This is a genomic window from Enterobacter cloacae complex sp. I3 (assembly GCF_014896175.1).
Taxonomy (GTDB): domain Bacteria; phylum Pseudomonadota; class Gammaproteobacteria; order Enterobacterales; family Enterobacteriaceae; genus Enterobacter; species Enterobacter bugandensis.
Genome location: NZ_JADBQZ010000007.1, coordinates 155205 through 181438 on the forward strand (window position 1 = coordinate 155205; position 26234 = coordinate 181438).

The 26234-nt window shown below is 57.4% G+C and carries 23 protein-coding genes; 6 read left to right on the forward strand and 17 right to left on the reverse strand.

The annotated features are described in order from the left end of the window. Positions 1 to 13: 13 nt before the first annotated feature. The 4 genes from iscU to trmJ form a co-directional block, all read right to left on the reverse strand. Entirely contained in the window at positions 14 to 400 is a 387-nt protein-coding gene (gene iscU, locus IM271_RS07300) for a Fe-S cluster assembly scaffold IscU (RefSeq protein WP_003860661.1), read from the reverse strand. A gap of 24 nt (positions 401 to 424) precedes the next feature. Beyond that, positions 425 to 1639, reverse strand: a complete 1215-nt coding sequence (gene iscS / locus IM271_RS07305) for a cysteine desulfurase (RefSeq protein ID WP_003860663.1) — start codon at positions 1637 to 1639, stop codon at positions 425 to 427. A 117-nt stretch (positions 1640 to 1756) separates the two neighbouring features. Further along, positions 1757 to 2248 carry a Fe-S cluster assembly transcriptional regulator IscR gene (gene iscR, locus IM271_RS07310; protein WP_008502158.1) on the reverse strand — a complete coding sequence of 164 codons (492 nt, stop codon included), beginning with the start codon at positions 2246 to 2248 and terminating at the stop codon, positions 1757 to 1759. Between the two features lie 216 nt (positions 2249 to 2464). After that, a complete protein-coding gene (trmJ, locus tag IM271_RS07315; protein WP_028014076.1) occupies positions 2465 to 3190 on the reverse strand; it encodes a tRNA (cytosine(32)/uridine(32)-2'-O)-methyltransferase TrmJ in 726 nt (241 codons plus the stop codon). Between the two features lie 132 nt (positions 3191 to 3322). Between trmJ and suhB the strand changes: the two genes are divergently transcribed. Beyond that, on the forward strand, positions 3323 to 4126 hold the full coding sequence (gene suhB / locus IM271_RS07320; protein WP_028014077.1) for an inositol-1-monophosphatase: 804 nt from the start codon (positions 3323 to 3325) through the stop codon (positions 4124 to 4126). Positions 4127 to 4131: 5 nt separating this feature from the next. On the opposite strand, the gene IM271_RS07325 is transcribed toward suhB, so the two are convergent. Next, a complete protein-coding gene (locus IM271_RS07325) occupies positions 4132 to 5124 on the reverse strand; it encodes a nickel/cobalt transporter (RefSeq protein WP_193052399.1) in 993 nt (330 codons plus the stop codon). Next, positions 5115 to 5753 (reverse strand): DUF1007 family protein, encoded by a 639-nt coding sequence (locus IM271_RS07330; protein WP_028014079.1) that lies wholly within the window; start codon positions 5751 to 5753, stop codon positions 5115 to 5117. The genes IM271_RS07325 and IM271_RS07330 overlap by 10 nt, the downstream gene beginning before the upstream one ends. Positions 5754 to 5878: 125 nt before the next feature. Between IM271_RS07330 and csiE the strand changes: the two genes are divergently transcribed. Then, positions 5879 to 7156 (forward strand): stationary phase inducible protein CsiE, encoded by a 1278-nt coding sequence (gene csiE, locus IM271_RS07335; RefSeq protein WP_063437742.1) that lies wholly within the window; start codon positions 5879 to 5881, stop codon positions 7154 to 7156. Here the strand turns inward: csiE and IM271_RS07340 are convergent, their stop codons facing one another. Next, on the reverse strand, positions 7157 to 8296 hold the full coding sequence (locus IM271_RS07340) for a 3-phenylpropionate MFS transporter (RefSeq protein WP_048960048.1): 1140 nt from the start codon (positions 8294 to 8296) through the stop codon (positions 7157 to 7159). 172 nt (positions 8297 to 8468) lie between these two features. On the opposite strand from IM271_RS07340, the gene IM271_RS07345 reads away from it, so the two are divergent. Further along, the gene (locus tag IM271_RS07345; RefSeq protein WP_028014082.1) at positions 8469 to 8891 is read left to right on the forward strand and encodes a DoxX family protein; all 423 of its coding nucleotides are present in this window, start codon (positions 8469 to 8471) and stop codon (positions 8889 to 8891) included. Between the two features lie 54 nt (positions 8892 to 8945). On the opposite strand, the gene glyA is transcribed toward IM271_RS07345, so the two are convergent. Next, positions 8946 to 10199 (reverse strand): serine hydroxymethyltransferase, encoded by a 1254-nt coding sequence (gene glyA, locus IM271_RS07350; protein WP_025757663.1) that lies wholly within the window; start codon positions 10197 to 10199, stop codon positions 8946 to 8948. Positions 10200 to 10502: 303 nt separating this feature from the next. Here glyA and hmpA point away from each other — a divergent pair, with 303 nt between their 5' ends. Continuing rightward, on the forward strand, positions 10503 to 11693 hold the full coding sequence (hmpA, locus tag IM271_RS07355) for an NO-inducible flavohemoprotein (protein WP_193052400.1): 1191 nt from the start codon (positions 10503 to 10505) through the stop codon (positions 11691 to 11693). 50 nt (positions 11694 to 11743) lie between these two features. On the opposite strand, the gene glnB is transcribed toward hmpA, so the two are convergent. The 5 genes from glnB to purL form a co-directional block, all read right to left on the reverse strand. Further along, positions 11744 to 12082 (reverse strand): nitrogen regulatory protein P-II, encoded by a 339-nt coding sequence (gene glnB / locus IM271_RS07360; protein ID WP_003860685.1) that lies wholly within the window; start codon positions 12080 to 12082, stop codon positions 11744 to 11746. A gap of 65 nt (positions 12083 to 12147) precedes the next feature. Next, entirely contained in the window at positions 12148 to 13485 is a 1338-nt protein-coding gene (gene glrR, locus IM271_RS07365; protein WP_028014084.1) for a two-component system response regulator GlrR, read from the reverse strand. Then, the gene (gene qseG, locus IM271_RS07370; protein WP_028014085.1) at positions 13472 to 14209 is read right to left on the reverse strand and encodes a two-component system QseEF-associated lipoprotein QseG; all 738 of its coding nucleotides are present in this window, start codon (positions 14207 to 14209) and stop codon (positions 13472 to 13474) included. The genes glrR and qseG overlap by 14 nt, the downstream gene beginning before the upstream one ends. Positions 14210 to 14213: 4 nt before the next feature. Next, the gene (gene qseE / locus IM271_RS07375) at positions 14214 to 15638 is read right to left on the reverse strand and encodes a two component system sensor histidine kinase QseE/GlrK (RefSeq protein WP_127334645.1); all 1425 of its coding nucleotides are present in this window, start codon (positions 15636 to 15638) and stop codon (positions 14214 to 14216) included. 533 nt (positions 15639 to 16171) lie between these two features. Further along, positions 16172 to 20059, reverse strand: coding sequence for a phosphoribosylformylglycinamidine synthase (gene purL / locus IM271_RS07380; protein WP_193052401.1), 3888 nt, complete (start codon positions 20057 to 20059; stop codon positions 16172 to 16174). Between the two features lie 267 nt (positions 20060 to 20326). Between purL and mltF the strand changes: the two genes are divergently transcribed. Continuing rightward, a complete protein-coding gene (mltF, locus tag IM271_RS07385; protein WP_048999416.1) occupies positions 20327 to 21877 on the forward strand; it encodes a membrane-bound lytic murein transglycosylase MltF in 1551 nt (516 codons plus the stop codon). On the opposite strand, the gene tadA is transcribed toward mltF, so the two are convergent. Genes tadA through murQ form a run of 4 tightly spaced genes read right to left on the reverse strand, consistent with a single transcriptional unit; the run spans position 21765 to position 25234 of the window. Further along, positions 21765 to 22304, reverse strand: coding sequence for a tRNA adenosine(34) deaminase TadA (gene tadA / locus IM271_RS07390; RefSeq protein ID WP_032644904.1), 540 nt, complete (start codon positions 22302 to 22304; stop codon positions 21765 to 21767). The genes mltF and tadA overlap by 113 nt on opposite strands. Positions 22305 to 22328: 24 nt before the next feature. After that, entirely contained in the window at positions 22329 to 22964 is a 636-nt protein-coding gene (yfhb, locus tag IM271_RS07395; protein ID WP_028014089.1) for a phosphatidylglycerophosphatase C, read from the reverse strand. Positions 22965 to 22967: 3 nt separating this feature from the next. Further along, entirely contained in the window at positions 22968 to 24329 is a 1362-nt protein-coding gene (locus IM271_RS07400) for a PTS transporter subunit EIIC (protein WP_041908677.1), read from the reverse strand. A gap of 11 nt (positions 24330 to 24340) precedes the next feature. Beyond that, the gene (murQ, locus tag IM271_RS07405; protein WP_193052402.1) at positions 24341 to 25234 is read right to left on the reverse strand and encodes an N-acetylmuramic acid 6-phosphate etherase; all 894 of its coding nucleotides are present in this window, start codon (positions 25232 to 25234) and stop codon (positions 24341 to 24343) included. A 118-nt stretch (positions 25235 to 25352) separates the two neighbouring features. Here murQ and IM271_RS07410 point away from each other — a divergent pair, with 118 nt between their 5' ends. Next, on the forward strand, positions 25353 to 26201 hold the full coding sequence (locus IM271_RS07410) for a MurR/RpiR family transcriptional regulator (RefSeq protein WP_028014092.1): 849 nt from the start codon (positions 25353 to 25355) through the stop codon (positions 26199 to 26201). The last annotated feature ends 33 nt before the right edge of the window (positions 26202 to 26234 follow it).

The window sequence follows — 26234 nt, forward strand, 5'->3', positions numbered from 1 at the left end:
ACTCAAACCTCAATTATTTTGCTTCACGTTTGCTTTTGTAATCCGCAATGGCGGCTTTGATCGCGTCTTCTGCCAGAATTGAACAGTGAATTTTCACCGGCGGCAGTTCGAGTTCTTCAGCAATATCCGTGTTCTTGATTGCCTGTGCTTCGTCCAGAGACTTGCCCTTCACCCACTCGGTGACCAGGGAGCTGGACGCAATTGCAGAACCGCAGCCGTAGGTCTTGAAGCGCGCGTCTTCAATGATACCTTCATTGTTGACTTTAATCTGCAACTTCATTACGTCGCCACACGCTGGCGCGCCAACCATGCCGCTACCGACAGATTCATCGCTGTTGTCAAAAGAGCCAACGTTGCGCGGGTTCTCGTAATGATCGATAACTTTTTCGCTGTATGCCATGATTGAATTCTCCTTATATACCGATTAGTGATGTGACCATTCAATGCTGTTCAGATCCACGCCCTGCTTGAACATTTCCCACAGTGGAGAAAGGTCGCGCAGACGGCCAATGGAGTTACGAACCAGCTTGATGGTGTAGTCAATCTCTTCTTCGGTAGTGAAACGACCTAAAGAGAAACGGATAGAGCTGTGTGCCAGCTCGTCAGTCATACCCAGCGCGCGCAGCACGTAGGATGGCTCCAGGCTTGCAGACGTACAGGCAGAACCGGAAGAAACGGCCAGGTCTTTCAGCGCCATGATCAGCGATTCGCCTTCAACATAGTTGAAGCTGACGTTGAGGATGTTCGGCGCGCCCTGCTCGAGATCGCCGTTCAGATACACTTCTTCCATATCTTTCACGCCGTCCCACAGACGGTTACGCAGCGTGCGCAGGCGCGCCATCTCGGTTTCCATCTCTTCTTTCGCAATGCGGTACGCTTCGCCCATGCCCACGATCTGGTGAACAGGCAGCGTACCGGAACGCATGCCGCGCTCGTGACCGCCGCCGTGCATCTGTGCTTCGATGCGGATACGTGGCTTACGACGAACGTACAGCGCGCCGATCCCTTTCGGGCCATAGATTTTGTGGCCGGAGAAGGACATCAGGTCTACTTTCAGCTGGCTCAGGTCGATAGGCAGTTTGCCCACGCTCTGGGTCGCATCCACGTGGTAGATGATACCGCGCGCGCGGCACATTTCGCCGATGGTGGCGATGTCCTGAACGACGCCGATTTCGTTGTTAACGTGCATGATGGAGACCAGGATGGTGTCGTCACGCATCGCCGCTTCGAGCTCTTTCAGGTCAATAATACCGTTGCTCTGCGGCGCCAGATAGGTCACTTCGAACCCTTCACGCTCCAGCTGGCGGCAGGTGTCCAGCACGGCTTTGTGTTCGGTTTTGCTGGTGATGATGTGCTTGCCTTTTTTCTGATAAAAGTTGGCTGCACCTTTGATCGCCAGGTTGTCGGATTCGGTCGCACCGGAGGTGAAAACAATCTCACGCGGGTCGGCACCCACCAGGTCAGCAATCTGATTACGGGCGATATCCACCGCCTCTTCAGCATGCCAGCCAAAACGGTGTGAACGGGAAGCTGGGTTACCAAAGTTTCCGTCCAGGGTCAGACACTGCATCATTTTCTCGGCAACACGCGGGTCCACCGGCGTGGTTGCGGAGTAGTCGAGATAAATCGGTAATTTCATTGCTCTATAAACTCCGTACATCGCTTCAATGCAAGGAATCAGGCAACCGGCTGGATGTACGACCGAGTACGCGGGGTGTGACCACCCCGGCCTGATTCTGAAATACTTATCGTTTTATTACGCGCGTAATTTGACGTCGATAGCGTCCTGCGCGCGGGTGCTGCGTTGTGAATCATGGCTGTGCTGACGACCTGATACGTCCAGAACTTCCTGGTTATTGACCAGTTCACCGAGGGTGATGTTGTTCAGGAAGCCGGTCAGACGGTCGCTCAGATCGCGCCACAGCGCGTGGGTCAGGCACTTATCGCCGCCCTGGCAGCCGCCTTTACCCTGGCAACGGGTTGCGTCAACGGATTCATCCACCGCGCTAATCACTTCGCCAACCGCAATACTGCCCGCGTCTTTACCCAGCAGATAACCGCCGCCCGGGCCACGAACGCTGGACACCAGTCCATTTTTACGCAGTCTGGAGAACAGCTGTTCCAGGTAAGAGAGGGAGATCCCTTGTCGTTCAGAAATATCAGCCAACGGAACCGGGCCCGCTTCGGAGTTGAGCGCAACGTCCAGCATCGCGGTCACGGCATAACGCCCTTTAGATGTCAGTCTCATGTCTTACTTAACCTCAAACTCGCCCCTGCCCGGGGTTTTTTATTGTAAAATGGGGGTATTGCATAGCAGGGCCAAGTCTGACATTCCTGACTAAAATGGTCAACTATTTACTTGACTGTTTTAGTCAGGTATTTAACCTTCTGTGCCTTCATAATATAGGTGCGGCCTGATGCCCTCACCCCAACCCTCTCCCACGGGGAGAGGGGGAAATCGGCACTACTCTTTATTCTTCTGCTCAATCGACGCCAGAATTCCGCGCAGGATGTTCAGCTCCTGGCTTTCCGGGCGCGCGCGGGTAAACATGCGGCGCAGCTTATTCATCACCTGGCCAGGGTGGCCTTCACGGATGAAGCCGGTAGCGAGCAGCGTCTGCTCCAGGTGACCGTAGAAACGCTCAAGGTCGTCCACCAGCGGGTAGGCCGTCTCTTCTTTCGGTTCTGCCTGCTTCTCCTGCGTCGCCAGCCACGCCATACGCACCTCGTAGGCGATTACCTGCACCGCCATCGCCAGGTTCAGCGAGCTGTATTCCGGGTTGGCGGCAATCGCCACGTGGTAGTGGCACTTCTGCAGTTCGTCGTTGGTCAGGCCAACGCGCTCGCGGCCAAACACCAGAGCAACCGGCGCCTGCTCTGCTTCTGAGACGCTTTTCAGCCCGCATTCACGCGGATCCAGCATCGGCCACGGCAGCGTGCGGGAGCGCGCACTGGTGCCCACCACCAGGCTGCAGCCGGCCAGCGCTTCGTCGAGGGTATCAACGATCTGCGCATTACCGATAACGTCGCTGGCCCCTGCCGCCAGGGCGATAGCCTGAGAGTCTGGTTTCACCAGCGGATTAACCAGCCACAGGTTCGTTAAGCCCATGGTTTTCATAGCGCGGGCCACAGAGCCCATGTTGCCGGTGTGCGATGTTTCGACCAGCACGATTCGAATGTTTTGCAGCATAATTTTTAGATGTCTGGGTTCAGTGTCTGAAGAATATTCGGGCATATTATCATAAACGGGAGACATAATCCGATCCCGCTGCTATACTCTGCGCCGATTTTCCTGTTCTTTAACATCCAGTGAGAGAGACCGATGCATCCGATGCTGACCATCGCCGTGCGCGCAGCGCGCAAGGCGGGTAATGTAATTGCCAAACACTACGAAACGCCAGACTCCGTAGAAACCAGCCAGAAAGGCAGCAATGATTTCGTGACTAACGTCGATAAAGCCGCAGAAGCGATTATTATCGAAACGATCCGCAAATCTTACCCGCAGCACACCATCATCACCGAAGAAAGCGGTGAACATGAAGGTACCGATCAGGATGTTCAATGGGTTATCGATCCACTGGATGGCACCACCAACTTCGTTAAACGCCTGCCACACTTCTCTGTGTCAATCGCAGTACGCATTAAAGGCCGTACTGAAGTCGCCGTTGTTTACGATCCAATGCGTAACGAACTGTTCACCGCAACCCGTGGTCAGGGCGCACAGCTGAACGGCTACCGTCTGCGCTGCAGCAATGCACGCGATCTGGACGGCACCATCCTGGCGACCGGCTTCCCGTTCAAGGCGAAGCAGCACGCAACCACCTATATGAATATCCTGGGCAAGCTGTTCACCGAATGCGCAGACTTCCGTCGCACCGGCTCTGCTGCGTTGGATCTGGCCTACGTGGCAACCGGCCGCGTTGACGGTTACTTCGAACTGTCACTGAAGCCGTGGGACTTCGCTGCAGGCGAGCTGATCGCACGTGAAGCAGGCGCGATTGTTTGCGACTTCACCGGCGGCCACAACTACATGACCACCGGCAACATCGTTGCAGGTAACCCACGCGTTGTTAAAGCCATGCTGGCCAACATGCGTGACGAGCTGAGCGATGCGCTGAAGCGTTAATCTCCTCATCTCAGCCCTCTCCCCAAAGGGGAGAGGGTGCTAAACGGCGCCGCGCTCATCCACATCGTTACCGCCGCCACCAGCAGAATCACTCCCCCCGCCAGCGCGAGCGTTGTCCATCCTACCTGTCGCCACAGTACCGGCGTTTTATTGCCGCTGAGTTTTACCGCAAGCTGACGGAAGCTGTGAACCAGCAACGCCAAAGACGAAATGGTGAGAGAGGTTCCTGCCGCCATCGCCAGCGCCGAGAGCATGCCCCAGCCGAACACGCCAATCACTTTACTGAACAGCAGCACCATGATTGCCCCCGAGCACGGGCGCATCCCCATAGAGAGAACTATCATCAGCCGCGCGCGCCAGTCGTCACCGCTCTGTAATTGTTCCTGCGTCGGCAGATGCTGATGCCCGCAGCCGCAGTGTTCATCATGAACGTGGTGCGGCGTAAAGGTTTTGAATTTGGGCTTTTGCAGCAGCGCGCACAGCTTTTTCAGCGCCCGCCAGCAGAGGATCAGCCCCAGCACGCCGACCAGCGCATAGCTGCCCTTCTCCAGCCAGAAGCTGCTCAGGTGCAGCTGGCGCGCGGGAAGCTGTAATAGCGAAAGCACAACCACCACCAGCGCAATCGCCACGCCCCCCTGAAGCAGCGAAGAGGCCAGCGTCAGGCCAATGCTTGATTTCAGCTTCGACGGATGGGTGGCAAGCCAGGTGGTGATGACGATTTTGCCGTGCCCCGGCCCCAGCGCGTGCAGCACGCCATAGATAAAGCTGAACGCCAGCAGGGAACCACCCGCTTTGGTCGGGTTCTCCGCCACCGCCTTCAGCAGCCCGCTCATCTGCTGGTTGACCTCACGCTGCCAGATGATGCTTTTCATCATCACCTGCGGCCAGGCCTGCCACAGCCAGAGCGAACCGCAAACGGCGAGCAGTAGAAAAAGCGCCAGCGGCCAGAGGTGCAGCCAGCGGCGCGGCTTTCGTACCGGAGAGGAGATCACTGACATTGTAACGTTACCTTCTGCGCAAACTGTTTACCCAGTTCCATGTCCTCCGGTGGGGCATCCTCTTTATCAAGAGAGACAGCAAAATTCAGCGTCTCTTCGCTGGGCTTCGGGGTGTGAACCGTAATGTTGCAGGTTTTTTGCAACGACGCAGGAAGCTGCACGTCGCTGTCCTCGGCGTAGCTCATATCGACGTAGTACGTTGGGTCAAAGGTGGAAAACGTATAGGTTTGTCCTGCCAGCGGCTGCGGATGCGCCAGTGGAAGCACGAACGTCAGCACCGCCTGATGTCCGTCGCGGGACATGCCGTATTCTGTCGGGCGATTGAGGAACTTCACCTTTTGTCCGTTATGCCAGAACTCGGTGAAGTAGTGCTGCCCGAGCACGTTGGCCATCACTTCTGCCGCCAGCTTTTTCCAGATTTCGTCGCCGGGCTTCGCGTTACCCGCATCATAAAGCAGATCCGCCGAGGTGATTTCATCCATCGTCCAGCGCATTTTCAGGCCGCTCAGCTGCGTGCCGTCGGTGACCAGCTCGGTTTTCAGGCTGATAAAACTGTGAGGATGTGCGCTGGCGGTAAAGGTGATAACCGCCAAAAATAACGCCATCGCATTTTGTTTAACTGTCTGCATCAATTCCTCACGTCAAAAATTCTGTGATGTTCCCCAGCAATCCTGAGTGAAAGGCCTGCCGGCGCGCTTTTCAGCGCCCATCCTTTAGCTATTCTTATCAAACATTCACACTGGATACCCGACAGATGATGACGACGCTTGAAATTCCATCTGTGCTTTCCAGTTCGCAGCGCCGCTGCCAGGTGCTTTTGATGCTTTACCTGCCCGATGCTGCCGTCACCGCACAGAGCATAATCGCTGCCAATGGCGTGGACGAGGTCATGGCACGGCAAGATATAGCCGAGACGCGCGATGAAATCCAGCGCTATCACCGGCTGGATATCGTCACGCACCATGACGGCAGCTACCGAATTGAAGGCACTGCCCTGAATCAGCGTTTATGTCTGCTGCACTGGCTGCGCAGGGCGCTCCGCCTTTGTCCGCAGTTTGTCTCGCACCAGTTTACCCCAGCCTTAAAAACCGCGCTTAAACAGCACGGCATCGCGCGGCCGCTTTACGACGATGCTAACCTGCGGGCGCTGATCGGCTTCTGCTCACGCAAGCTGCAGCGTCAGTTTGAATGCCGGGACGTCCAGTTCTTACAGCTCTACTTGCAATACTGCCTCATCCAGCACCACTTAGGGAATACGCCGCAGTTTTCCCACGCGCAGCGCAGCTGGACCCAGTCGCGGGGAGAGTATTTTACGGCGCAGGAGATTGTTCGTCACTGGAAGCGGCGCGTGCCGCAGGGCGCGCACGTGGATGAGCAGCTGTTTCTGGCGCTGCTGTTTATGATGCTCCGCACGCCCGATCCGGTGCTTGATAAACACCAGCAGGATCAGCGCCTGCGCCGCGCCATTGTGCGCATGGTGGCCCGTTTCCGCTCCCAGACCGGGATGAACTTCAGCGATGAGCAGGGGCTGACCGATCAGCTGTATATCCATCTGGCTCAGGCGCTGGACCGCTCGCTGTTTGAGATCGGCATCGACAATAGCCTGCCCGAGGAAATTCATCGTCTCTATCCCCGGCTGTTACGCACCACCAAAGAGGCACTCTTTGAGCTGGAAGCCGAATTTGGGCTGCGGTTCTCCGATGAAGAGATGGCGCTGGTAGCGGTTATTTTCGGCGCCTGGCTGATGCAGGAGACCGATCTGCATGAAAAACAGGTAGTGCTGCTGACCGGAGAGGATAAATCCTGTGAGGAGGTGATTGAACAGCAGCTGCGCGAATTAACCCTGCTGCCGCTCAACATTCGCTATCTGACGCTGCAGGCGTTCCAGAAAGAGGGGGCACCGCGCGAAGCCGCGCTGGTTGTCACCCCCTATCCTACCGTGCTGCCGCTGTTCTCGCCGCCGCTGATCCACGCGGTTGAATCACTTAACACGCAGCAGCAGGAACATATTCGCGCCATGCTGGAATCGTAGCTACGCCCGTGCGGCCACTTTCGGTCGAACAAACATCGCCGGGAGCGCCACCAGCGCCATGACCCAGAACACGCCGTGTCCCAGATGCTGATACAGAAAGCCCGCAAAGACCGTCATCACCGCAATGCTGCCGCCCATCGCCACCGCAGAGTAGACCGCCTGCAGACGGATCACGTCCCCGCCCTCGCGCGCCGCGATATAGCGCATCGCCGCCAGGTGGCACACGGTGAAGGTGCCGCAGTGAAGGATCTGCGCCACAATCAACCACGGCAGTTCGGTCGTCCAGCCCATAATCCCCCAGCGCGCCACGCCGCAGACCGCGGAAAGCAGCAGCAGATCGCGAGCGCCGAAGCGGCGGAACAGCTTTTTGCTCAGGGCGAAAATAATGACTTCTGCCACCACCCCCAGCGACCACAGGTAACCGACCGCAGAGGCCGAGTAGCCCGCCCCCTGCCAGTAGATGGCGCTGAAGCCATAGTACGCCGCATGCGCCCCCTGAAGCAGACAGACGCACGCCAGAAAACGCCAGCTCTGGGCCACCAGGCTCCGCCAGGCGGGCCAGCCGGCGCTCTCCTGATGGCGACTCTCCCCTTGCGGCATCACCGACGGGCGCAGCAGCATTCCCAGCAGCATCGAGGCAATACCGATACTCAGCAGCGCCAGAATCGCGCGGTAGTCGTAAAGGCTGACCAGTTTCCCCACCAACGCCGAGCCGATCACGAAGGCAATCGATCCCCAGAGGCGCACGCGACCATAGTCCATGGTGATCTGCTTTTGCCAGGTGTTCGCCAGGGCATCCGTCAGGGGTACCAGCGGGGAGAAGAACAGATTAAAGCCAACCATCACCACCATCAGCCAGGCAAACTGGTGGCTGACCCAGAAGCAGGCCGCGAAGACCAGCGTCAGCAGGGCCAGAATGCGCACCGCTTTAATCAGTAAGGAGGGATCGCTGACGCGGGGGGCAATCAGCAGGCTTCCGAGGAAACGCGCCACCAGCCCCGCGCCCAGCAGGATGCCAATGGTTTCTGGCGTCAAACCAATTCCCTTGAGCCAGACGCTCCAGAAAGGCAGAAAAATACCGTAGCTAAAGAAGTAGGTGAAGTAGCTGAGCGCCAGCCAGCGCGTGGAATGCAAGACCATGAATCCCTCCCGAAATGGAGGCGATAGTCTGGCGTTTATCCTGCACTTTAGCAAGTCGTTAGCGCGCTATAAATTAACGATAAATTAACGTCCTGGACAGCCGGTCGGCGTATGGCGTGAGCGGCAAAATTGTATTACGTTTAAAAGACATCGCCTGAAGAGGTCGTTTGCCATGAACAGCTTACGTTATTTCGATTTCGGCTCCTCACGCTCCTTCCTGCTATTGATTGCCCGTATTGCCATCGTTGTCCTGTTTATTATTTTTGGCTATCCCAAGCTGACGGGGTTTAGCGGCACCGTTCAGTATATGACGTCGCTCGGTGCCCCCATGCCGATGCTGGCGGCCATTATCGCCGTAGTAATGGAGGTTCCCGCCGCTATCCTGATCGTGCTCGGCTTTTTCACCCGCCCCCTCGCGGTGCTCTTTGTCTTCTATACGCTGGGCACGGCGATTATCGGTCACCACTACTGGGATATGACCGGAGATGCGGTTGTGCCGAATATGATTAATTTCTACAAGAACGTCAGTATTGCTGGCGCGTTTATTTTGCTGGCGATTGTGGGACCGGGGGCCATTTCCCTGGACCGACGTTAAGCCATAAAAAAAGGCCGCAAGCGCGGCCTTTTTTATTTCTGCAAAGCAGAGGAATTATGCGTATACCGGGAAGCGTGCGCAGATATCCAGAACTTTACCTTTGACGCGCTCGATAACCGCTTCGTCATTGATGTTGTCCAGAACGTCACACATCCAGCCAGCCAGCTCTTTCACTTCCGCTTCTTTAAAGCCGCGACGCGTCACGGCCGGAGAACCGATACGGATACCGGAGGTCACGAACGGGCTCTTCGGATCGTTTGGCACGCTGTTTTTGTTCACGGTGATGTTGGCGCGGCCCAGGGCAGCGTCAGCTTCTTTACCGGTCAGGTTCTTATCAACCAGGTCCAGCAGGAACAGGTGGTTTTCAGTCCCGCCGGATACCACTTTGTAGCCACGGTTCAGGAACACTTCCACCATCGCTTTGGCGTTCTTAGCAACCTGCTGCTGATACACCTTGAACTCTGGCTCCATCGCTTCTTTCAGCGCGACCGCTTTTGCGGCGATAACGTGCATCAGCGGGCCGCCCTGCGCGCTTGGGAACACGGCAGAGTTCAGTTTTTTGTACAGCTCTTCGTCACCGCCTTTCGCCAGGATCAGGCCACCGCGTGGACCCGCCAGGGTTTTGTGAGTAGTGGTGGTCACAACGTGAGCGTGAGGAACCGGGTTCGGGTAAACGCCTGCGGCAATAAGGCCCGCAACGTGCGCCATGTCAACGAACAGGTACGCGCCGATGCTGTCTGCGATTTCACGCATTTTTGCCCAGTCAACGATACCGGAGTAAGCAGAGAAGCCACCGATGATCATCTTCGGCTTGTGCTCTTTAGCCTGCTTCGCCATGTCTTCGTAGTCAATTTTACCGGACTCATCAATACCGTAAGGAATGATGTTGTACAGTTTGCCGGAGAAGTTAACCGGGGAGCCGTGAGTCAGGTGGCCGCCCTGCGCCAGGTTCATACCCAGAACGGTATCGCCCGGCTGCAGCAGCGCGGTGTAAACAGCGAAGTTAGCCTGAGAGCCGGAGTGCGGCTGAACGTTCGCGTAGTCAGCGCCGAAGAGTGCTTTCGCACGGTCGATAGCCAGCTGCTCAACGATATCAACGTACTCGCAACCGCCGTAGTAGCGCTTGCCCGGGTAACCTTCAGCGTATTTGTTGGTCAGCTGAGAGCCCTGCGCCTGCATCACGCGCGGGCTGGTGTAGTTTTCGGAGGCGATCAGTTCGATGTGCTCTTCCTGACGTACTTTTTCCTGCTCCATAGCCTGCCACAGTTCGGCATCATAATCGGCAATGTTCATTTCACGCTTTAACATCCGCATCTCCTGACTCAGCTAACAAGTAAATTTTGGCCTGAAAAGGCAGTCCTGTTGGACGACGGGCAACAGTATAACTGAATAGTTCTGTGATAACAGGTCTTGACAAACGATTTTACGCAAACGTTTTCCTTCACGCCACGCAAGGGTTTGAGGAATAAAGATCTCACTATTTCCAGCGGATTTCTTTTCAGGTTTGTGATGCGTATTTTTCATCTTGCAAAGAACCATTTACAAAGCATGGGTATTTTTTATAAGATGCATTTAAAATACATCATTAGGTAATATCAGAAGGAAGCTGCCATGCTCGACGCTCAAACCATCGCTACCGTTAAAGCCACCATTCCCCTGCTGGTGGAAACCGGCCCTAAACTTACCGCCCATTTCTACGATCGCATGTTCACGCACAATCCGGAGCTCAAAGAGATTTTCAATATGAGCAACCAGCGTAACGGCGATCAGCGTGAAGCGCTTTTCAACGCCATCGCGGCCTACGCCAGCAATATCGAAAACCTGGCGGCGTTGCTGCCTGCGGTGGAAAAAATCGCGCAGAAGCACACCAGCTTCCAGATCCAACCCGAGCAGTACAACATCGTCGGCACTCACCTGCTGGCAACGCTGGACGAAATGTTCAGCCCGGGCCAGGAGGTGCTGGACGCCTGGGGTAAAGCCTACGGCGTGCTGGCAAACGTGTTTATCAACCGTGAAGCGCAGATCTACAGCGAAAACGCCAGCAAGAACGGCGGCTGGGAAGGAACGCGCGCCTTCCGTATCGTCGAGAAAACGCCGCGCAGCGCGCTTATCACCAGTTTTGAATTTGAGCCGGTTGACGGCCAGCCGGTGGCCGATTACCAGCCGGGCCAGTATCTGGGCATATGGCTGAAGCCTGAAGGCTTCCCGCACCAGGAGATCCGCCAGTACTCTCTGACCCGCAAACCAAACGGCAAAGGCTACCGCATTGCGGTGAAGCGCGAGGAAGGCGGTCAGGTATCCAACTGGCTGCATAACGAAGCGAGCGTGGGCTACGTGGTCCATCTGGCCGCGCCGGCGGGCGACTTCTTTATGGCCATTGAAACCAATACCCCGGTCACGCTGATCTCCGCGGGCGTGGGCCAAACGCCAATGCTGGCGATGCTGGATACGCTGGCGAAAGCAAACCACAGCGCGCAGGTTAACTGGTTCCACGCAGCGGAGAACGGCGACGTGCACGCCTTTGCGGATGAAGTGAAAGCGCTGGGAGCGACCCTGCCGCGTTTCACCGCGCATACCTGGTATCGCCTGCCGACGGAGGCAGACCGCACTGCCGCACGCTTTGACAGCGAAGGACTGATGAATTTAAGCCAGATGGAAGGGGCGTTTAGCGCGCCGGAAATGCAGTTCTACGTCTGTGGACCGGTGGCGTTTATGCAGTATGCCGCGAAGCAGCTGGTTGAGCTGGGCGTGAATAAAGACAACATTCATTACGAATGTTTCGGGCCGCATAAGGTGCTGTAACGCAAAAAGCCCCTCGTTCGAGGGGCTTTTTTTCGCCGGGTGGCGAATGGTTAAATCGCGGCGTCGTCTTCTTCGCCGGTACGGATACGGATCACGCGCGCCACGTCAAAGACGAAGATTTTCCCGTCGCCAATTTTGCCCGTCTGCGCCGTGCGGATAATGGTATCCACGCAGGTATCGACGATATCGTCGCTGACCACGATTTCAATTTTCACTTTCGGCAGAAAGTCGACCATGTACTCTGCGCCACGATAAAGCTCGGTGTGGCCCTTCTGACGACCAAAACCTTTCACTTCCGTCACGGTCATTCCGGTGATGCCTACTTCCGCCAGCGCTTCACGTACATCATCCAGTTTGAAAGGTTTAATAATCGCATCAATCTTTTTCATGGTGGGTCCTTAAACTCTTGCCTGTAAGCTGCCTCGTAATCGATTGCTCACAGTACCATACGGCATTACTCTTTAAAATCGTTTGCTTCCAGCTCGTGGCGTGAGAGCAGCTTATAGAACTCGGTGCGGTTGCGTCCGGCCATCCGCGCCGCGTGGGTCACGTTGCCTTTGGTGATCTGCAGCAGCTTGCGCAGATAGTTCAGCTCGAACTGGTTACGCGCTTCCGCAAACGTCGGCAAGGCCGTGTTCTCCCCTTCCAGCGCCTGTTCCACCAGCGCGTCGCTGATAACGGGCGAGGACGTTAGCGCCACGCACTGCTCAATCACGTTCACCAGCTGGCGCACGTTACCCGGCCAGCTGGCGGCCATCAGCCGTTTCATCGCATCAGTCGAAAAGGCGCGCACGAACGGTTTATGCCGATCTGCCGCCTGGCGCAGGAGGTGATTCGCCAGCAGCGGAATATCTTCCGCACGCTCCGCCAGCGCCGGGATCTTCAGGTTCACCACGTTCAGACGGTAGTAGAGATCTTCACGGAACTCGTTGCGGGCCATCACTTTGGGCAAGTCGCGGTGGGTAGCGGAAATGATTCGCACGTTAATATCAATATCGCGGTTGCTGCCCAACGGGCGCACTTTACGCTCCTGAAGTACGCGCAACAGTTTGACCTGCAGCGGCGCAGGCATGTCGCCAATTTCGTCGAGGAACAGCGTGCCGCCTTCCGCGGCCTGGAACAGCCCTTCCCGGCTGCTTACCGCGCCGGTAAATGCGCCGCGGGCATGGCCAAAAAGTTCAGACTCAAGAAGCTGCTCTGGGAGGGCACCGCAGTTAATGGCGATAAAGGCATTTTTACTGCGCGGGCTGGCGTTGTGGATCGCCTGCGCCAGGATCTCTTTCCCGGTTCCGCTCTGGCCGTTAATCAACACGCTGACGTCTGACTGTGCGACCATTCGCGCCTGCTCAAGCAGACGCAGCATTATCGGGCTGCGGGTGACGATAGATTCACGCCATGCGTCGTCTCCGGAGGGCGCGGCGTGCTCCAGCGCGCTGTCGATAGCTTTGTAGAGCGCGTCTTTATCTACCGGCTTGGTGAGGAAGCTGAACACGCCCTGCTGGGTTGCGGCGACGGCATCCGGGATTGACCCGTGCGCCGTCAGGATAATGACCGGCATGCCAGGCTGCTGCTTCTGGATTTCGGCGAACAGCTGCATGCCATCCATTTCGTCCATCCGCAGGTCGCTGATCACAAGGTCAATCTTTTCGCGGCTGAGGACTTTAAGCCCCTCCTGCCCGCTTTCCGCGGTCACCACGGTGTAGCCTTCACTCACCAGACGCATCCCCAGCAGCTTTAACAGGCCTGGATCGTCATCCACCAGTAAAAGATGGGCTGGTTTACGGCTCGTCATGCTTCACATCCTCTTGTTTCGGCATATCGCTGTCCGGTGCAGCAGATGAACTACCAGGCTGATATTTACGCGACGAGAGCTGTCTTTCGATATCGGTCAGGTTTTCCAGCTTTCGCGTCGTGGTATCCAGCTGAGTACGTAAATGCTGTTGCTGTTGGCGCAGCGTATCCAGCTCGCTGTCGGTTGACTGCTGTAGCTTGCTGTAGCGGGAGCGCTCTTCAGACAGCTGCAGCTGTAACGTCTGCCCATCCCGCCAGAGCTGGTATACCGGGCGCACCTGTGCGGGAAGATTGATCACAAACGTGTCCAGACGGGTCACGTTGGCCCGACGTTCAACGGGGGTAATTTTCGCATCGGCCAGTAAAATCCCACGCTTGAAAGCGTCCTGCCAGGTGTCTTCATCCAGCATCGCCGCCTTCATGCGGGCGTCTACCGGCGCAAGCCGCTGGGCGCAATCTATTCCGCGCAGCCAGAACAGCGGATTATTTTCGACATCATGCCCTGACAGATTCCAGATATCCTCACAGCGGGTAGAGAGGAAATCCGCCAGCTGGTTATCGGGCCATTTGTCTTCCTGTTTACCGCTTATCGCACTTTGCGGCGCATGGGAAACGCACCCCGCCAGAACTAAACAGGGCAGACTCAGGCGACCCGCTTTGCTGGAAAACACCGCGCGTATGGCGCGGAAAAAGACGTGTGACATACTCACCAGATATAGATTCATTTTATTAATTTTTCCGGCTCAGGGGCAGTTCAATACGGAAGCAAACATCTGAACGTTCGTCCGTGGCAATGTTTAGCTCACCCTGCATGCGTCGTATGCAGTCCCGAGCAATGCTTAATCCCAGACCGCTTCCTTTTACCGCGCCTTTCCGCTGATGACTCCCCTGGAAAAAGGGTTCGAAGATCATGGTTTTTTCGTCATCGGGGATCGGGGTGCCGGTGTTTGCGACGTCAATAAACACCCGGGAGCCCTTCGTATAACTTCGGATATAAATGTTACCGGATTCAGTACCATAGTGCACCGCATTGGAGTAAAGATTATCCAGAACGCTCATTAATAGCATGGGTTCAGCCAGGCATGTCGGCGCATTCAGCTCCACCCCGGTATGCATCATTTTAGCTCTTGCCGGCAAGCTATGGGCGGAGATCACCATATCCACCAGTGGCTCAATCTCCACCTCTTCCAGTACCACCGTCCCGTCAGCCAGCTTTCGGTTATAGTCCAGAAGCTGCTCGATCAGCTTTTGCAGGTTGCGGCTGCTGGCGTCCAGAATTTCGACAATCTCTTTCTGCTCCGGAGTAAGCGACCCTGCCACCTCGTCCGCCAGCAGCTCCGTTCCTTCACGCATGCTGGCCAGCGGGGTTTTCAGCTCATGGGAAATATGGCGCAGGAACTGATGACGCTGGGATTCCAGCCACGCCAGGCGCTCGGATAGCCAGATAATGCGCTGCCCGACGGATCGCAGCTCGCGCGGGCCTTTAAAGGCAACCGTATCCCCGAGCGATTTCCCCTCCCCCAGGCGGTTGATCATACGCTGAATACCCTTCACCGGGCCGATGATCATGCGGGTAAAGAGCAGCACCAGCCCGAGGCTCACCAGGAACAGCACCAGCGCCTGCCAGCCGAAGAACTGGCCGCGCTCGGCAATCTCCTGCTGCAGTTGCTGGCCGCGAGAGAAAATGACCGTGCGCGTTGACTGCACCATTTCGGTATTGGCGGCGGCGAATGCCTCAAGGCGCGCGGCGGCAGCCGCATCCGGGCCGCTGTTCTGGCACTGCAGCTGCGCGAGATCGTTCAGATCCTGACGTAACGCCTGATACAGCCTGTCGTCCGGCAGCACGCCCGCGTGGGCATCCAGCATTTCGCTGTAGCGCTTGCGCTGGCTCTGGTACACCTTCTCCAGCGTCCGATCGTCGAGCACGCAGTACTGACGATAGCTACGCTCCATCTCCAGCGCGGCGTTGGTCATCGCTTCACTGCGTCTGGCATCGATAAGCGTGGTGCGGTTCGTCAGCGCCGCCTGGGCACTCAGCGCGTTGAGGCTCTGCCATGCCTGCCAGGCGAGGATCAGCAGCGGCAGAAGGATCAGCAGAAAGGCCATCATCACGAGCTGTCGCAGGGAGCGGGGAAAAACGGGCCAGCGTTTCAACGCATTACTCTCTTCATGGGGGTTTACGGAGAGCGTAACTGAGTCTGCCCTTCAGATACAACAAAGCCGGGTAAAAACCCGGCTTTGTTATGGAATAAGGCGGTGCCTAACTCGACGTTTCGCCCTGGCCTGATAAAGCATCGCTATGATCAGTAGTTGGACGGCAGGCACCTTTTTGTGCGTCATTCGAAGTTTATGTAGCACGTCCCGAAGGGGCTGACATAAGAAGGTGAATGAGCCACTGGTTAATATTATGCAACACCCATGCCAGAATGCAAAACAAAATATTAACACATTGAAATATATATCTTTTATTCGTTTGATCTATTTGTTGTGCGCTGAATGATTTTCAGGCTAAGTGTCGCTATTAAGCAACACCTTAACGGGAACCTGTCCTGCCATATATAAATCAATGAGTTAAGTGTCTCCATTTGGAGACACCCCTATACCATCTTTGTCGCAATTTTGCGACACGCATAAAAAAACCCGGTGGCGCTACGCTCACCGGGCCTACAAAGTACCTGCTTTACATCTTAACCCAGCTGTTTACGCGCGTTGCGGAAGATACGCATCCACGGGCTGTCCTCGCCCCAGTTTTCCGGGTGCCAGGAGTTGCTCACGGTACGGAACACGCGTTCAGGGTGCGGCATCATGATGGTCGCGCGACCGCTTTCGCTGGTCACCGCCGTAATACCATTGACGGAGCCGTTCGGGTTCGCCGGATAGGTTTCCGTGACCTTGCCGAAGTTATCGACAAAGCGCAGCGCCACCAGACCTTTGCTCTCGAGCTGCGCCAGATGGGCCGCATCGCGCACTTCTACCTGACCTTCGCCGTGGGAAACGGCGATTGGCATCTGAGAGCCAACCATCCCCTGCAGCAGCAGAGACGGGCTCTGAGTCACTTCAACCAGACTGAAGCGCGCTTCGAAGCGGTCGGACTGGTTGCGCACAAAGCGTGGCCAGGCTTCGCTGCCCGGGATCAGCTCGCGCAGGTTAGACATCATCTGGCAGCCGTTGCACACGCCCAGCGCCAGGGTTTGCGGACGATGGAAGAAGGTCTCGAACTCGTCGCGCACGCGGCTATTAAACAGAATGGACTTCGCCCAGCCTTCGCCTGCGCCCAGCACGTCACCGTAGGAGAAACCGCCGCACGCCACCAGCGCATGGAAATCTTCCAGACCGGTACGCCCGGCCAGCAGGTCGCTCATATGGACGTCGATAGCGTCAAAGCCCGCGCGGTGGAAGGCCGCAGCCATCTCAACGTGGGAGTTAACGCCCTGCTCGCGCAGCACGGCCACTTTCGGACGCGCGCCGGTCGCAATGTACGGCGCAGCGATGTCTTCGTTGATGTCGAAGGAGAGCTTCACGTTCAGGCCAGGATCCTGGTCATTCGCTTTTGCGTTATGCTCCTGATCGGCGCATTCCGGGTTATCGCGCAGGCGCTGCATCTGCCATGTAGTTTCTGCCCACCACATGCGCAGCGTGGTGCGGCTTTCGCTGAACACGGCGTGACCGTCGGCCTCAATGACGAAGCGGTCGCCCTGAACGGCTTTCCCCAGATAGTGGACGCAGTCTGCCAGACCGTGCTTCGCCAGAATCGCTTCCACCGCCTCGCGGTCTGCGGCGCGAACCTGAATCACCGCACCCAGCTCTTCGTTAAACAGCGCCGCCAGGCGGTCTTCGCCAAGCGTTGCAATGTTCGCTTCCACGCCGCAGTGGCCGGTAAAGGCCATCTCTGCCAGGGTCACCAGCAGGCCGCCGTCGGAACGGTCGTGGTAGGCCAGCAGCTTGCGCTGCGCCACCATCGCCTGAATTGCGTCGTAGAAGCCTTTTAGCTGCGCCACGTCGCGCACGTCGGCTGGCTTGTCGCCAAGTTGACGATAAACCTGCGCCAGTGCGGTGGCGCCCAGCGCGTTGTGGCCTTTACCCAGGTCAATCAACAGCAGGGCGTTATCTTCGGTCGCCAGCTGCGGCGTAACGGTATGGCGCACGTCTTCCACGCGGGCAAACGCGGTGATCACCAGCGACAGCGGAGACGTCATCTCGCGCTGCTCGTTACCCTCCTGCCAGCGGGTTTTCATCGACATGGAGTCTTTACCCACCGGAATGGTCAGGCCGAGGGCTGGACACAGCTCCTCACCCACCGCTTTCACGGCTTCATACAGGCCGGCGTCTTCCCCCGGGTGACCGGCTGCCGCCATCCAGTTCGCGGAAAGTTTGATACGTTTGATGTCGCCAATCTGCGTCGCCGCGATGTTGGTCAGCGCTTCACCAACCGCCAGTCGTGCAGAGGCGGCGAAGTCCAGCAGCGCGACCGGGGTGCGTTCACCCAGCGCCATCGCTTCGCCGTAGTAGCTGTCGAGGCTCGCGGTGGTCACGGCGCAGTTCGCCACCGGGATCTGCCACGGGCCAACCATCTGATCGCGCGACACCATACCGGTCACGGTACGATCGCCGATGGTCACCAGGAAGGTTTTCTCAGCGACAGCCGGCAGGTGCAGCACGCGATTAACGGCTTCTGCCACGGTGATGCCCTGGCGATCCAGCGCTTTGCCCGCCGCTTTACGGGTCTGCACATCGCGGGTCATCTTCGGCGTTTTGCCGAGCAGCACGTCCAGCGGCAGATCGATAGGCTGGTTGTCGAAATGGGTGTCGCTCAGAGTCAGGTGCTGCTCTTCGGTCGCTTCACCGATGACGGCATACGGCGCGCGCTCGCGGCGGCACAGCTCGTCAAACAGCGGCAGCTGGTCGGCCGCAACCGCCAGCACATAGCGCTCCTGGGATTCGTTACACCAGATTTCGAGCGGGCTCATGCCCGGCTCATCGCTCAGGATATCGCGCAGGTTGAAACGGCCACCGCGACCGCCGTCGCTCACCAGCTCCGGCATAGCGTTGGACAGACCGCCCGCGCCCACGTCGTGGATGAACAGAATCGGGTTAGCATCGCCCAGCTGCCAGCAGCGGTCGATCACTTCCTGGCAGCGACGCTCCATCTCAGGGTTGTCACGCTGCACGGACGCGAAGTCGAGATCCGCATCAGACTGGCCGGAGGCCATAGAGGAGGCCGCACCGCCGCCCAGACCGATGTTCATCGCCGGGCCGCCCAGCACGATCAGCTTCGCGCCGACGACGATCTCGCCTTTTTGCACGTGATCGGCACGGATGTTGCCGATCCCGCCCGCCAGCATGATCGGTTTGTGGTAGCCACGCAGCTCTTCGCCGTTGTGGCTGTCCACCTTCTCTTCGTAGGTACGGAAGTAACCGTTCAGCGCCGGACGGCCAAATTCGTTGTTAAACGCCGCGCCGCCCAGCGGACCTTCGGTCATGATATCCAGCGCGGTCACGATGCGCTCTGGCTTGCCGAAATCTTCTTCCCACGGCTGTTCAAAGCCAGGGATGCGCAGGTTAGAAACGGAAAAGCCGACCAGACCCGCTTTTGGTTTCGCCCCACGACCGGTCGCCCCTTCGTCACGGATTTCGCCGCCGGAGCCGGTCGCCGCACCCGGCCACGGAGAAATGGCCGTCGGGTGGTTGTGGGTTTCCACTTTCATCAGAATATGCGCAGGCTCCTGATGGAAGTCATAGCGCCCTGCTTCGCGATCGGCGAAGAAGCGGCCCACCTCGGAACCTTCCATCACCGCGGCGTTGTCTTTATAGGCAGACAGCACGTGGTCAGGGGTTTGTTCCATGGTGTTTTTGATCATTTTGAACAGCGACTTCGGCTGCTGTTCGCCGTCGATAATCCAGTCGGCATTGAAAATCTTATGGCGGCAGTGCTCAGAGTTGGCCTGCGCGAACATGTAGAGTTCGATGTCGTTCGGGTTGCGGTTGAGCTTAACGAACGCGTCCTGCAGGTAGTCAATTTCGTCTTCTGCCAGCGCCAGGCCGAGACGCAGGTTGGCGTCAATCAGCGCCTGGCGGCCCTGCCCCAGCAGGTCCACGCTCTGTACCGGCGCAGGCTGATGATGGGAGAAAAGCTTCTGTGCGTCATCAAGAGAGGCAAACACGCTCTCCATCATGCGGTCGTGCAATTCAGCCGCAACCGCCTGCCACTGCGCGTCGCTCAGGGTAGAGGCTTCGACGTAGTACGCTACGCCGCGCTCCAGACGGTTAATCTGGCTCAGGCCACAGTTGTGGGCAATGTCGGTGGCTTTGGAAGACCAGGGGGAGATGGTGCCCGGACGCGGCGTCGCAAGGATCAGTTTGCCGGTTGGCGTATGGCTGCTCAGATTTGGGCCATACTTGAGCAGGCGTTCCAGCTGTACGCGCTCCTCTGCATTCAGGGGGGCATTCAGGTCAGCAAAATGGACATACTCAGCGTAAATATTGCTTACCGGAAGGTCGGCCGCCTGAAAACGTGCCAGCAGTTTGGTAATACGGAAGGCAGACAGTGCAGGCGAACCACGCAGAATTTCCATCATAAGTCTCTCGTCTTCGAAGCGCCGGGGCGCTTACAGTGTGCGCAAGGGGGGAAAACGGGCGTCATTATAGAGAATCCTGAGCGCCGACGAAACCGTTTGCGTCGAAATAAAATCGACTTCAGCGTTTAACAATAGATGTGACCTGTCTCTCTAATTGGTTGCCAAGTGGCGCAAGTTTACGCAAAATGCCGCTCATTCAATGACAAACCTTATGATTAACATGGCTACAGCAGACTGAGGCAACCGGCGTCGCAGAGAATTAACTAATTGAAAAAATTAAAGATTAATTATCTGCTCATCGGCATTGTAACGTTGCTGCTGGCAGTGGCCCTCTGGCCTTCCATCCCCTGGTTCGGCAAAGCCGAAAATCGTATCGCCGCCATTCAGGAGCGGGGGGAACTGCGCGTCAGTACCCTCAACTCTCCGCTGATTTACAGCGACATCAACGGCAAAATTATTGGTCTGGATTATGAGCTGGCGCAGCAGTTTGCCGATTATCTGGGCGTGAAGCTTAAAATTACCGTCCGCCAGAACATCAACCAGCTGTTTGACGACCTGGACAACAACAACGCCGATATCCTCGCTGCCGGGCTGGTCTATAACAGCGAGCGCAGCAAGAACTACCAGCCGGGCCCGACCTACTACTCCGTTTCCCAGCAGCTGGTTTATCGCGTCGGGAGCCTGCGCCCGCGTACGCTTGCCTCGATCAACGCGCAACAGCTGACGATTGCTCCCGGCCACGTAGTGATTGACGACCTGCGTGAGTTAAAGGAGAAAAAATACCCGGATCTGAGCTGGACGGTTGACCCTAAACTCGGCACGACGGAGCTGCTGGAGCAGGTCAAAGATCAGAAACTGCCCTACACCATCGCCGATTCGGTGGCGATCAGCCTGTTCCAGCGGGTGCATCCTGAAATCGCCGTGGCGCTGGACGTGACGGACGAACAGCCGGTGACCTGGTTTACCCATCTGGATGATGACCAGACCCTCTCGGCGGCCATGCTGGATTTTTATAACACCATCAATGAAGACGGCACGCTGGCGCGACTTGAGGAGAAGTACCTCGGCCACGGGGATGACTTTGACTACGTTGACACCCGCAGCTTCCTGCGCGCGGTTGACAGCGTCCTGCCTGACCTGCAGCCGCTTTTCGAAAAATATGCCCAGGAGATTGACTGGAAACTGCTGGCGGCTATCTCGTACCAGGAGTCCCACTGGGACACCCAGGCCACGTCGCCAACGGGCGTACGCGGACTGATGATGTTAACCAAAAATACCGCGCTGAGCCTGGGCGTTAACGACCGCACCGATGCGGAACAGAGCATCAGCGGCGGGACGCGCTACCTGCAGGATATGATGGCTAAAGTCCCGGAAACCGTGCCGGAAGAAGAACGGATCTGGTTTGCGCTGGCGGCCTACAACATGGGCTACGCGCACATGCTTGACGCGCGGGCTCTGACGGCGAAAACGAAGGGAAACCCGGACAGCTGGTCAGACGTAAAACAGCGCCTGCCGCTGCTGAGCCAGAAGCCATGGTACAACAAGCTGACGTATGGCTACGCGCGCGGACATGAAGCCTACGCCTACGTGGAAAATATACGTAAGTATCAGATTAGCCTGGTCGGCTATCTGCTGGAGAAAGAGAAAGAGGCAACAGAGGCAAAACAGCTGGCGGAAAGTTATCCGGTTGTGGCGCCGGACGAGCTTAATCATCCGACAACTTCAATTCTGCCTTTTGTTGCTTTTTCTGCTGACGGCGCATTCGAAAGAAATCGCTTAATAGCCCCGAACACTCTGGTGCAAGTACCCCACCGATAGTCTGCACCTGATGATTCATTCCGGGATGACCCAGCACGTCCATCAGTGAACCGGCCGCACCGGTTTTTTCATCCCGCGCTCCAAACACCAGGGTACCGATTCGGCTGTGCACCATCGCCCCGGAGCACATCACGCAGGGTTCAAGGGTGACGTACAGGGTGGTATCGAGCAGACGATAGTTTTGCAGCACCAGCCCGCCCTGACGAAGCGCCATAATTTCGGCGTGCGCGGTAGGATCGTGGCGGCCAATAGGACGGTTCCACCCTTCCCCAATCACCCGGTTGTTATGAACCAGCACCGCGCCCACGGGCACTTCGCCCTCGTCCCAGGCCCGTTGAGCCAGCGCCAGCGCGTGGCGCATCCAGTATTCATGATTGTGTTCTGAGGTGGACAAGGATTGATACTCCAGTCGAAAAGCGGGCGGCATTATACACAGCCCTTACAGATAACACTATTCGAGTTGCTGAAGTTCACCGAGGGGAGTAACGCGCCAGCGGTGCTGGCAAAAATAGAGCAGCGGGTTGTCCTGCTTGCTGTCGCTGTAGCCGCTGTAAAGACGCAGCGGCGTGCCGATGCGTTTTTCCAGCTGGACAACTTTTTCATGCCCCAGACAGCGCATCGTCAGGACCCAGCCGCCGTAGCCGCGGGAGATTTGCGTGGCGATAAGATTTACGCGCGGCAGCCAGGGGGTATCAAAGTAGACCTGCTCCACCAGCGTCTGCGGGGAGCCGGTAATCAGCCAGATATCGGCATCGTTGGCGTCAAGATAGCTGGTCAGGCGCGCCTGCACCACGGGAAACGCGGCAACGTGGCCGCGGAACCAGAGAGCGAACTCCTTTTCGAGCTGTTTGAGCCGCGCTTCGCTGTGGCCAAACGTACATCCCCACAGCAGCAGGCTCATCGGCCAGCGCGCCGCCCGGCCTTTTACCAGCAGCGCGATGCCAATGAGGGGTAAGAGCGGTAAGACGAGCAGCGCGTTCAGAGGCTGACGCCGCAGCAGGTAGCGCATAAACGTACCAAACATATCCTGCTGATGCAGCGTTCCATCCAGATCGAAAAAGACAACGCGACGCTCGTGATTGGCCAAACCTTACTCCTCTGGGTCGTTGAATCCTAACAGCCAGGTAAACAGGAACCCGGCGATCACCGCTACTAAATAGCCTAACAGATAGAGCATGACTTTTCCGGTCACGATGGTTAATGCCAGCGGTAAACCGGAGAGACCAAAGGTGATAACGGTGGCGACTTTCCAGTAGCTAATGAGTGCCCCGCCTACAGCGCCCCCCAGACAGGCCGCAAGGAACGGTTTACCCAGCGGCAGCGTGACGCCGAATATCAGCGGCTCGCCAATGCCGAGCAGCCCGACCGGCAGCGCCCCTTTAATCACTTTTTTCAGGCGCGCGTTGCGGGTTTTCATCAGGACGGCAATCGCTGCCCCCACCTGCCCGACGCCCGCCATCGAGAGAATAGGCAGCAGCGCGTTATAGCCGTGCGCCTGCACCAGCTCGACGTGGATCGGCACCAGCCCCTGATGCAGGCCGGTCAGCACCAGCGGCAGGAAGGTACCTGACAGCACCGCCCCCACCAGCAGGCCGCCGCGGTCGATAGCCAGAGACGCGCCGTGGGCGATGGCGTCAGAGATCCACCCGCCTAGTGGCTGAAGGACCACAATCGCGACGCTACCGGTAATTAACGTGGTCAGCAGCGGGTTGAGGATCAGCTCAATCGAGCCAGGCAGAACCGCGCGTAGCTTTTTCTCGATCCAGCACATAAGAATAACCACCAGCAGCACGGCAATCACCCCGCCGCGACCAGGCTGGAGCGCCTCGCCAAACAGCGTGATTTGCGCTAGCTGCGGGCTGGACAAGATCCCTGCCATTACGCCGCCCATGGCCAGCGAGCCGCCAAACACCTTCGCGGTATTGACCCCGACCAGAATGTTCATAATGGCAAACACCGCGCTGCCGAAGATCCCGAGAATGCCCAGCAGGTTCGGATACTGCGTGGCAAAATCCCCGACGATATCTGGCCGCTTAAGGATGTTGATGATCCCGGTGATCAAGCCGGAAGCTATAAACGCCGGGATCAGCGGGATAAAGACGTTTGCCAGCTGTCGCAGCGCATCGCTCATGGGAGCTTTGTATTTGGCCTTCGCCTGCGCTTTGGTGCGTTCAGCGTCGTCAACCGTCACGCTCGCACCGCCGACCATCAGCGCGCGCATGGCGTCGACAACCTGCGCCGCCTTGCCCGGCCCGACGATCAGCTGGTGTTGCTGCCCCTGTTTTACGTAGCCGCTGACGCCGGACAGCTTCTTCAGGCCCGGCACGTCAAGCTGGTCGTCGTTATGCACCTCGACGCGCACGCGCGTCATGCAGTTTTCCAGACGCTGAATATTTTTCTCCCCGCCTATCCCCTGCAGGATATCGCTGGCGAGCGCTGCTGTTTTGTCCATAAACGCCTCTGCTAGTTTTCTAATGCCGCCCGTAAGAAGCCGTTATGCGCGTCGAGTTTGGCTCGCGCGGCCGCCGCGTCCAGCCCGCTTAAGATCATTAAAATGGCCGGTTTAACGTCGTGATCGGTCTGCCTGAGCACCGCTTCTGCCTCTTCACGGCCCGCGCCTGTCGCCTCCATCACCATGCGGCAGGCTCTGTCCACCAGCTTGACGTTGGTGGCCTGCATATCGACCATCAGGTTCTGGTAGACCTTGCCGAACTTCACCATCGCACCGGTGGAGATCATATTGAGCACCAGCTTTTGCGCGGTCCCGGATTTCAGGCGCGTGGAGCCGGTGAGCGCTTCCGGCCCAACGACCGGAGAGATGGCGATAGCGGCCACCTGCGCAATCGGCGAGCCGGGGTTGCAGGAGATGGCGACCGTCGTGCAGCCGGTCCGGTTGGCGTATTCCAGGCCGCCAATGACGTACGGCGTGCGCCCGGATGCCGCCAGGCCGACCACCAGATCGTTCGCCGTCAGGTTCAGATCCTTCAGGTCATCCTCACCCAGCTGTTTATTGTCCTCCGCCCCTTCAACGGCCTTCAGCAGCGCGCCGGGACCACCTGCAATCAGGCCAACCACCAGGCCGTGCGGAACGCCAAAGGTGGGCGGACATTCCGAGGCATCCAGCACCCCGAGACGCCCGCTGGTACCGGCCCCCATATAGATAATGCGACCACCGACCTTAAGAGCTTCCGCCGCCGCATCGACCGCTTTCGCCACCTCTGGCAATGTCTCTTTCACTGCCTGCGCTACCAGCGTATCCTGTTGATTAAAGCAGTTAACCAGCTCCAGGGTGGAGAGCGCATCCAGATCCATGGTTTGCGGGTTACGCGTTTCAGAAACAAGTGAGCCAAGATTCATTTTTTGTACCTCAAGAATTTTTAATTCATAATAATCACACTATAATGGAATATAAAATTCATTCAGGCGAGCAGAATTCGTTTTTGCGCAGACAATCACATTTCCGCCGGGAGTACTCATGAACTGTTTAATTCGCATTCGCCAGCGCTACGCCGGCTTTGCTCAAAGCGACAAAAAGCTGGCGGATTTTCTGCTTTCTCAGCCCGATCGCGCCCGCCACCTCAGCTCACAGCAGCTGGCAAGCGAAGCTGGAGTGAGCCAGTCAAGCGTGGTGAAATTTGCCCAGAAGATCGGGTTTAAGGGTTTTCCCGCTCTTAAGCTGGCAATCAGCGAAGCGCTGGTGAGTAACCCGAATCCGCAGTCCATGCCGGTGCATAACCAGATCCGCGGCGATGACCCGATGCGTCTGGTTGGGGAAAAGCTGATCAAGGAGAACGTGGCGGCCATGCACGCCACGCTGGACGTGAATACCGAAGAGAAATTACTGGAAAGCGTGGCGATGCTGCGGGCGGCGCGGCGTATTATTTTGACCGGTATTGGCGCGTCCGGTCTGGTGGCGCGTAATTTTGGCTGGAAGCTGACTAAAATCGGTTTTAACGCCATCGTCGAGCAGGATATGCACGCCCTGCTGGCGACCGTGCAGGCGATGGATCCTGACGATCTGCTGCTGGCCATCTCCTACTCCGGCGAGCGCCGCGAGATCAACATGGCGACCGACGAAGCCCTGCGCGTCGGCGGCAAAATTCTGGCGATCACCGGCTTTACGCCAAATGCGCTGCAGCAGCGGGCAACGCGCTGTTTGTATACCATTGCCGAAGAGCAGGCCACGCGCAGCGCGGCAATTTCGTCCACCAGCGCACAAATGATGCTGACGGACCTGCTGTTTATGGCGCTGGTACAGCAGGATCTGGAGCGCGCGCCTGAGCGCATTCGTCACAGCGAAGAACTGGTAAAGAAACTGGTTTGACGCGTATAATGCCCGCCCAGTTTGTGTTGTTTC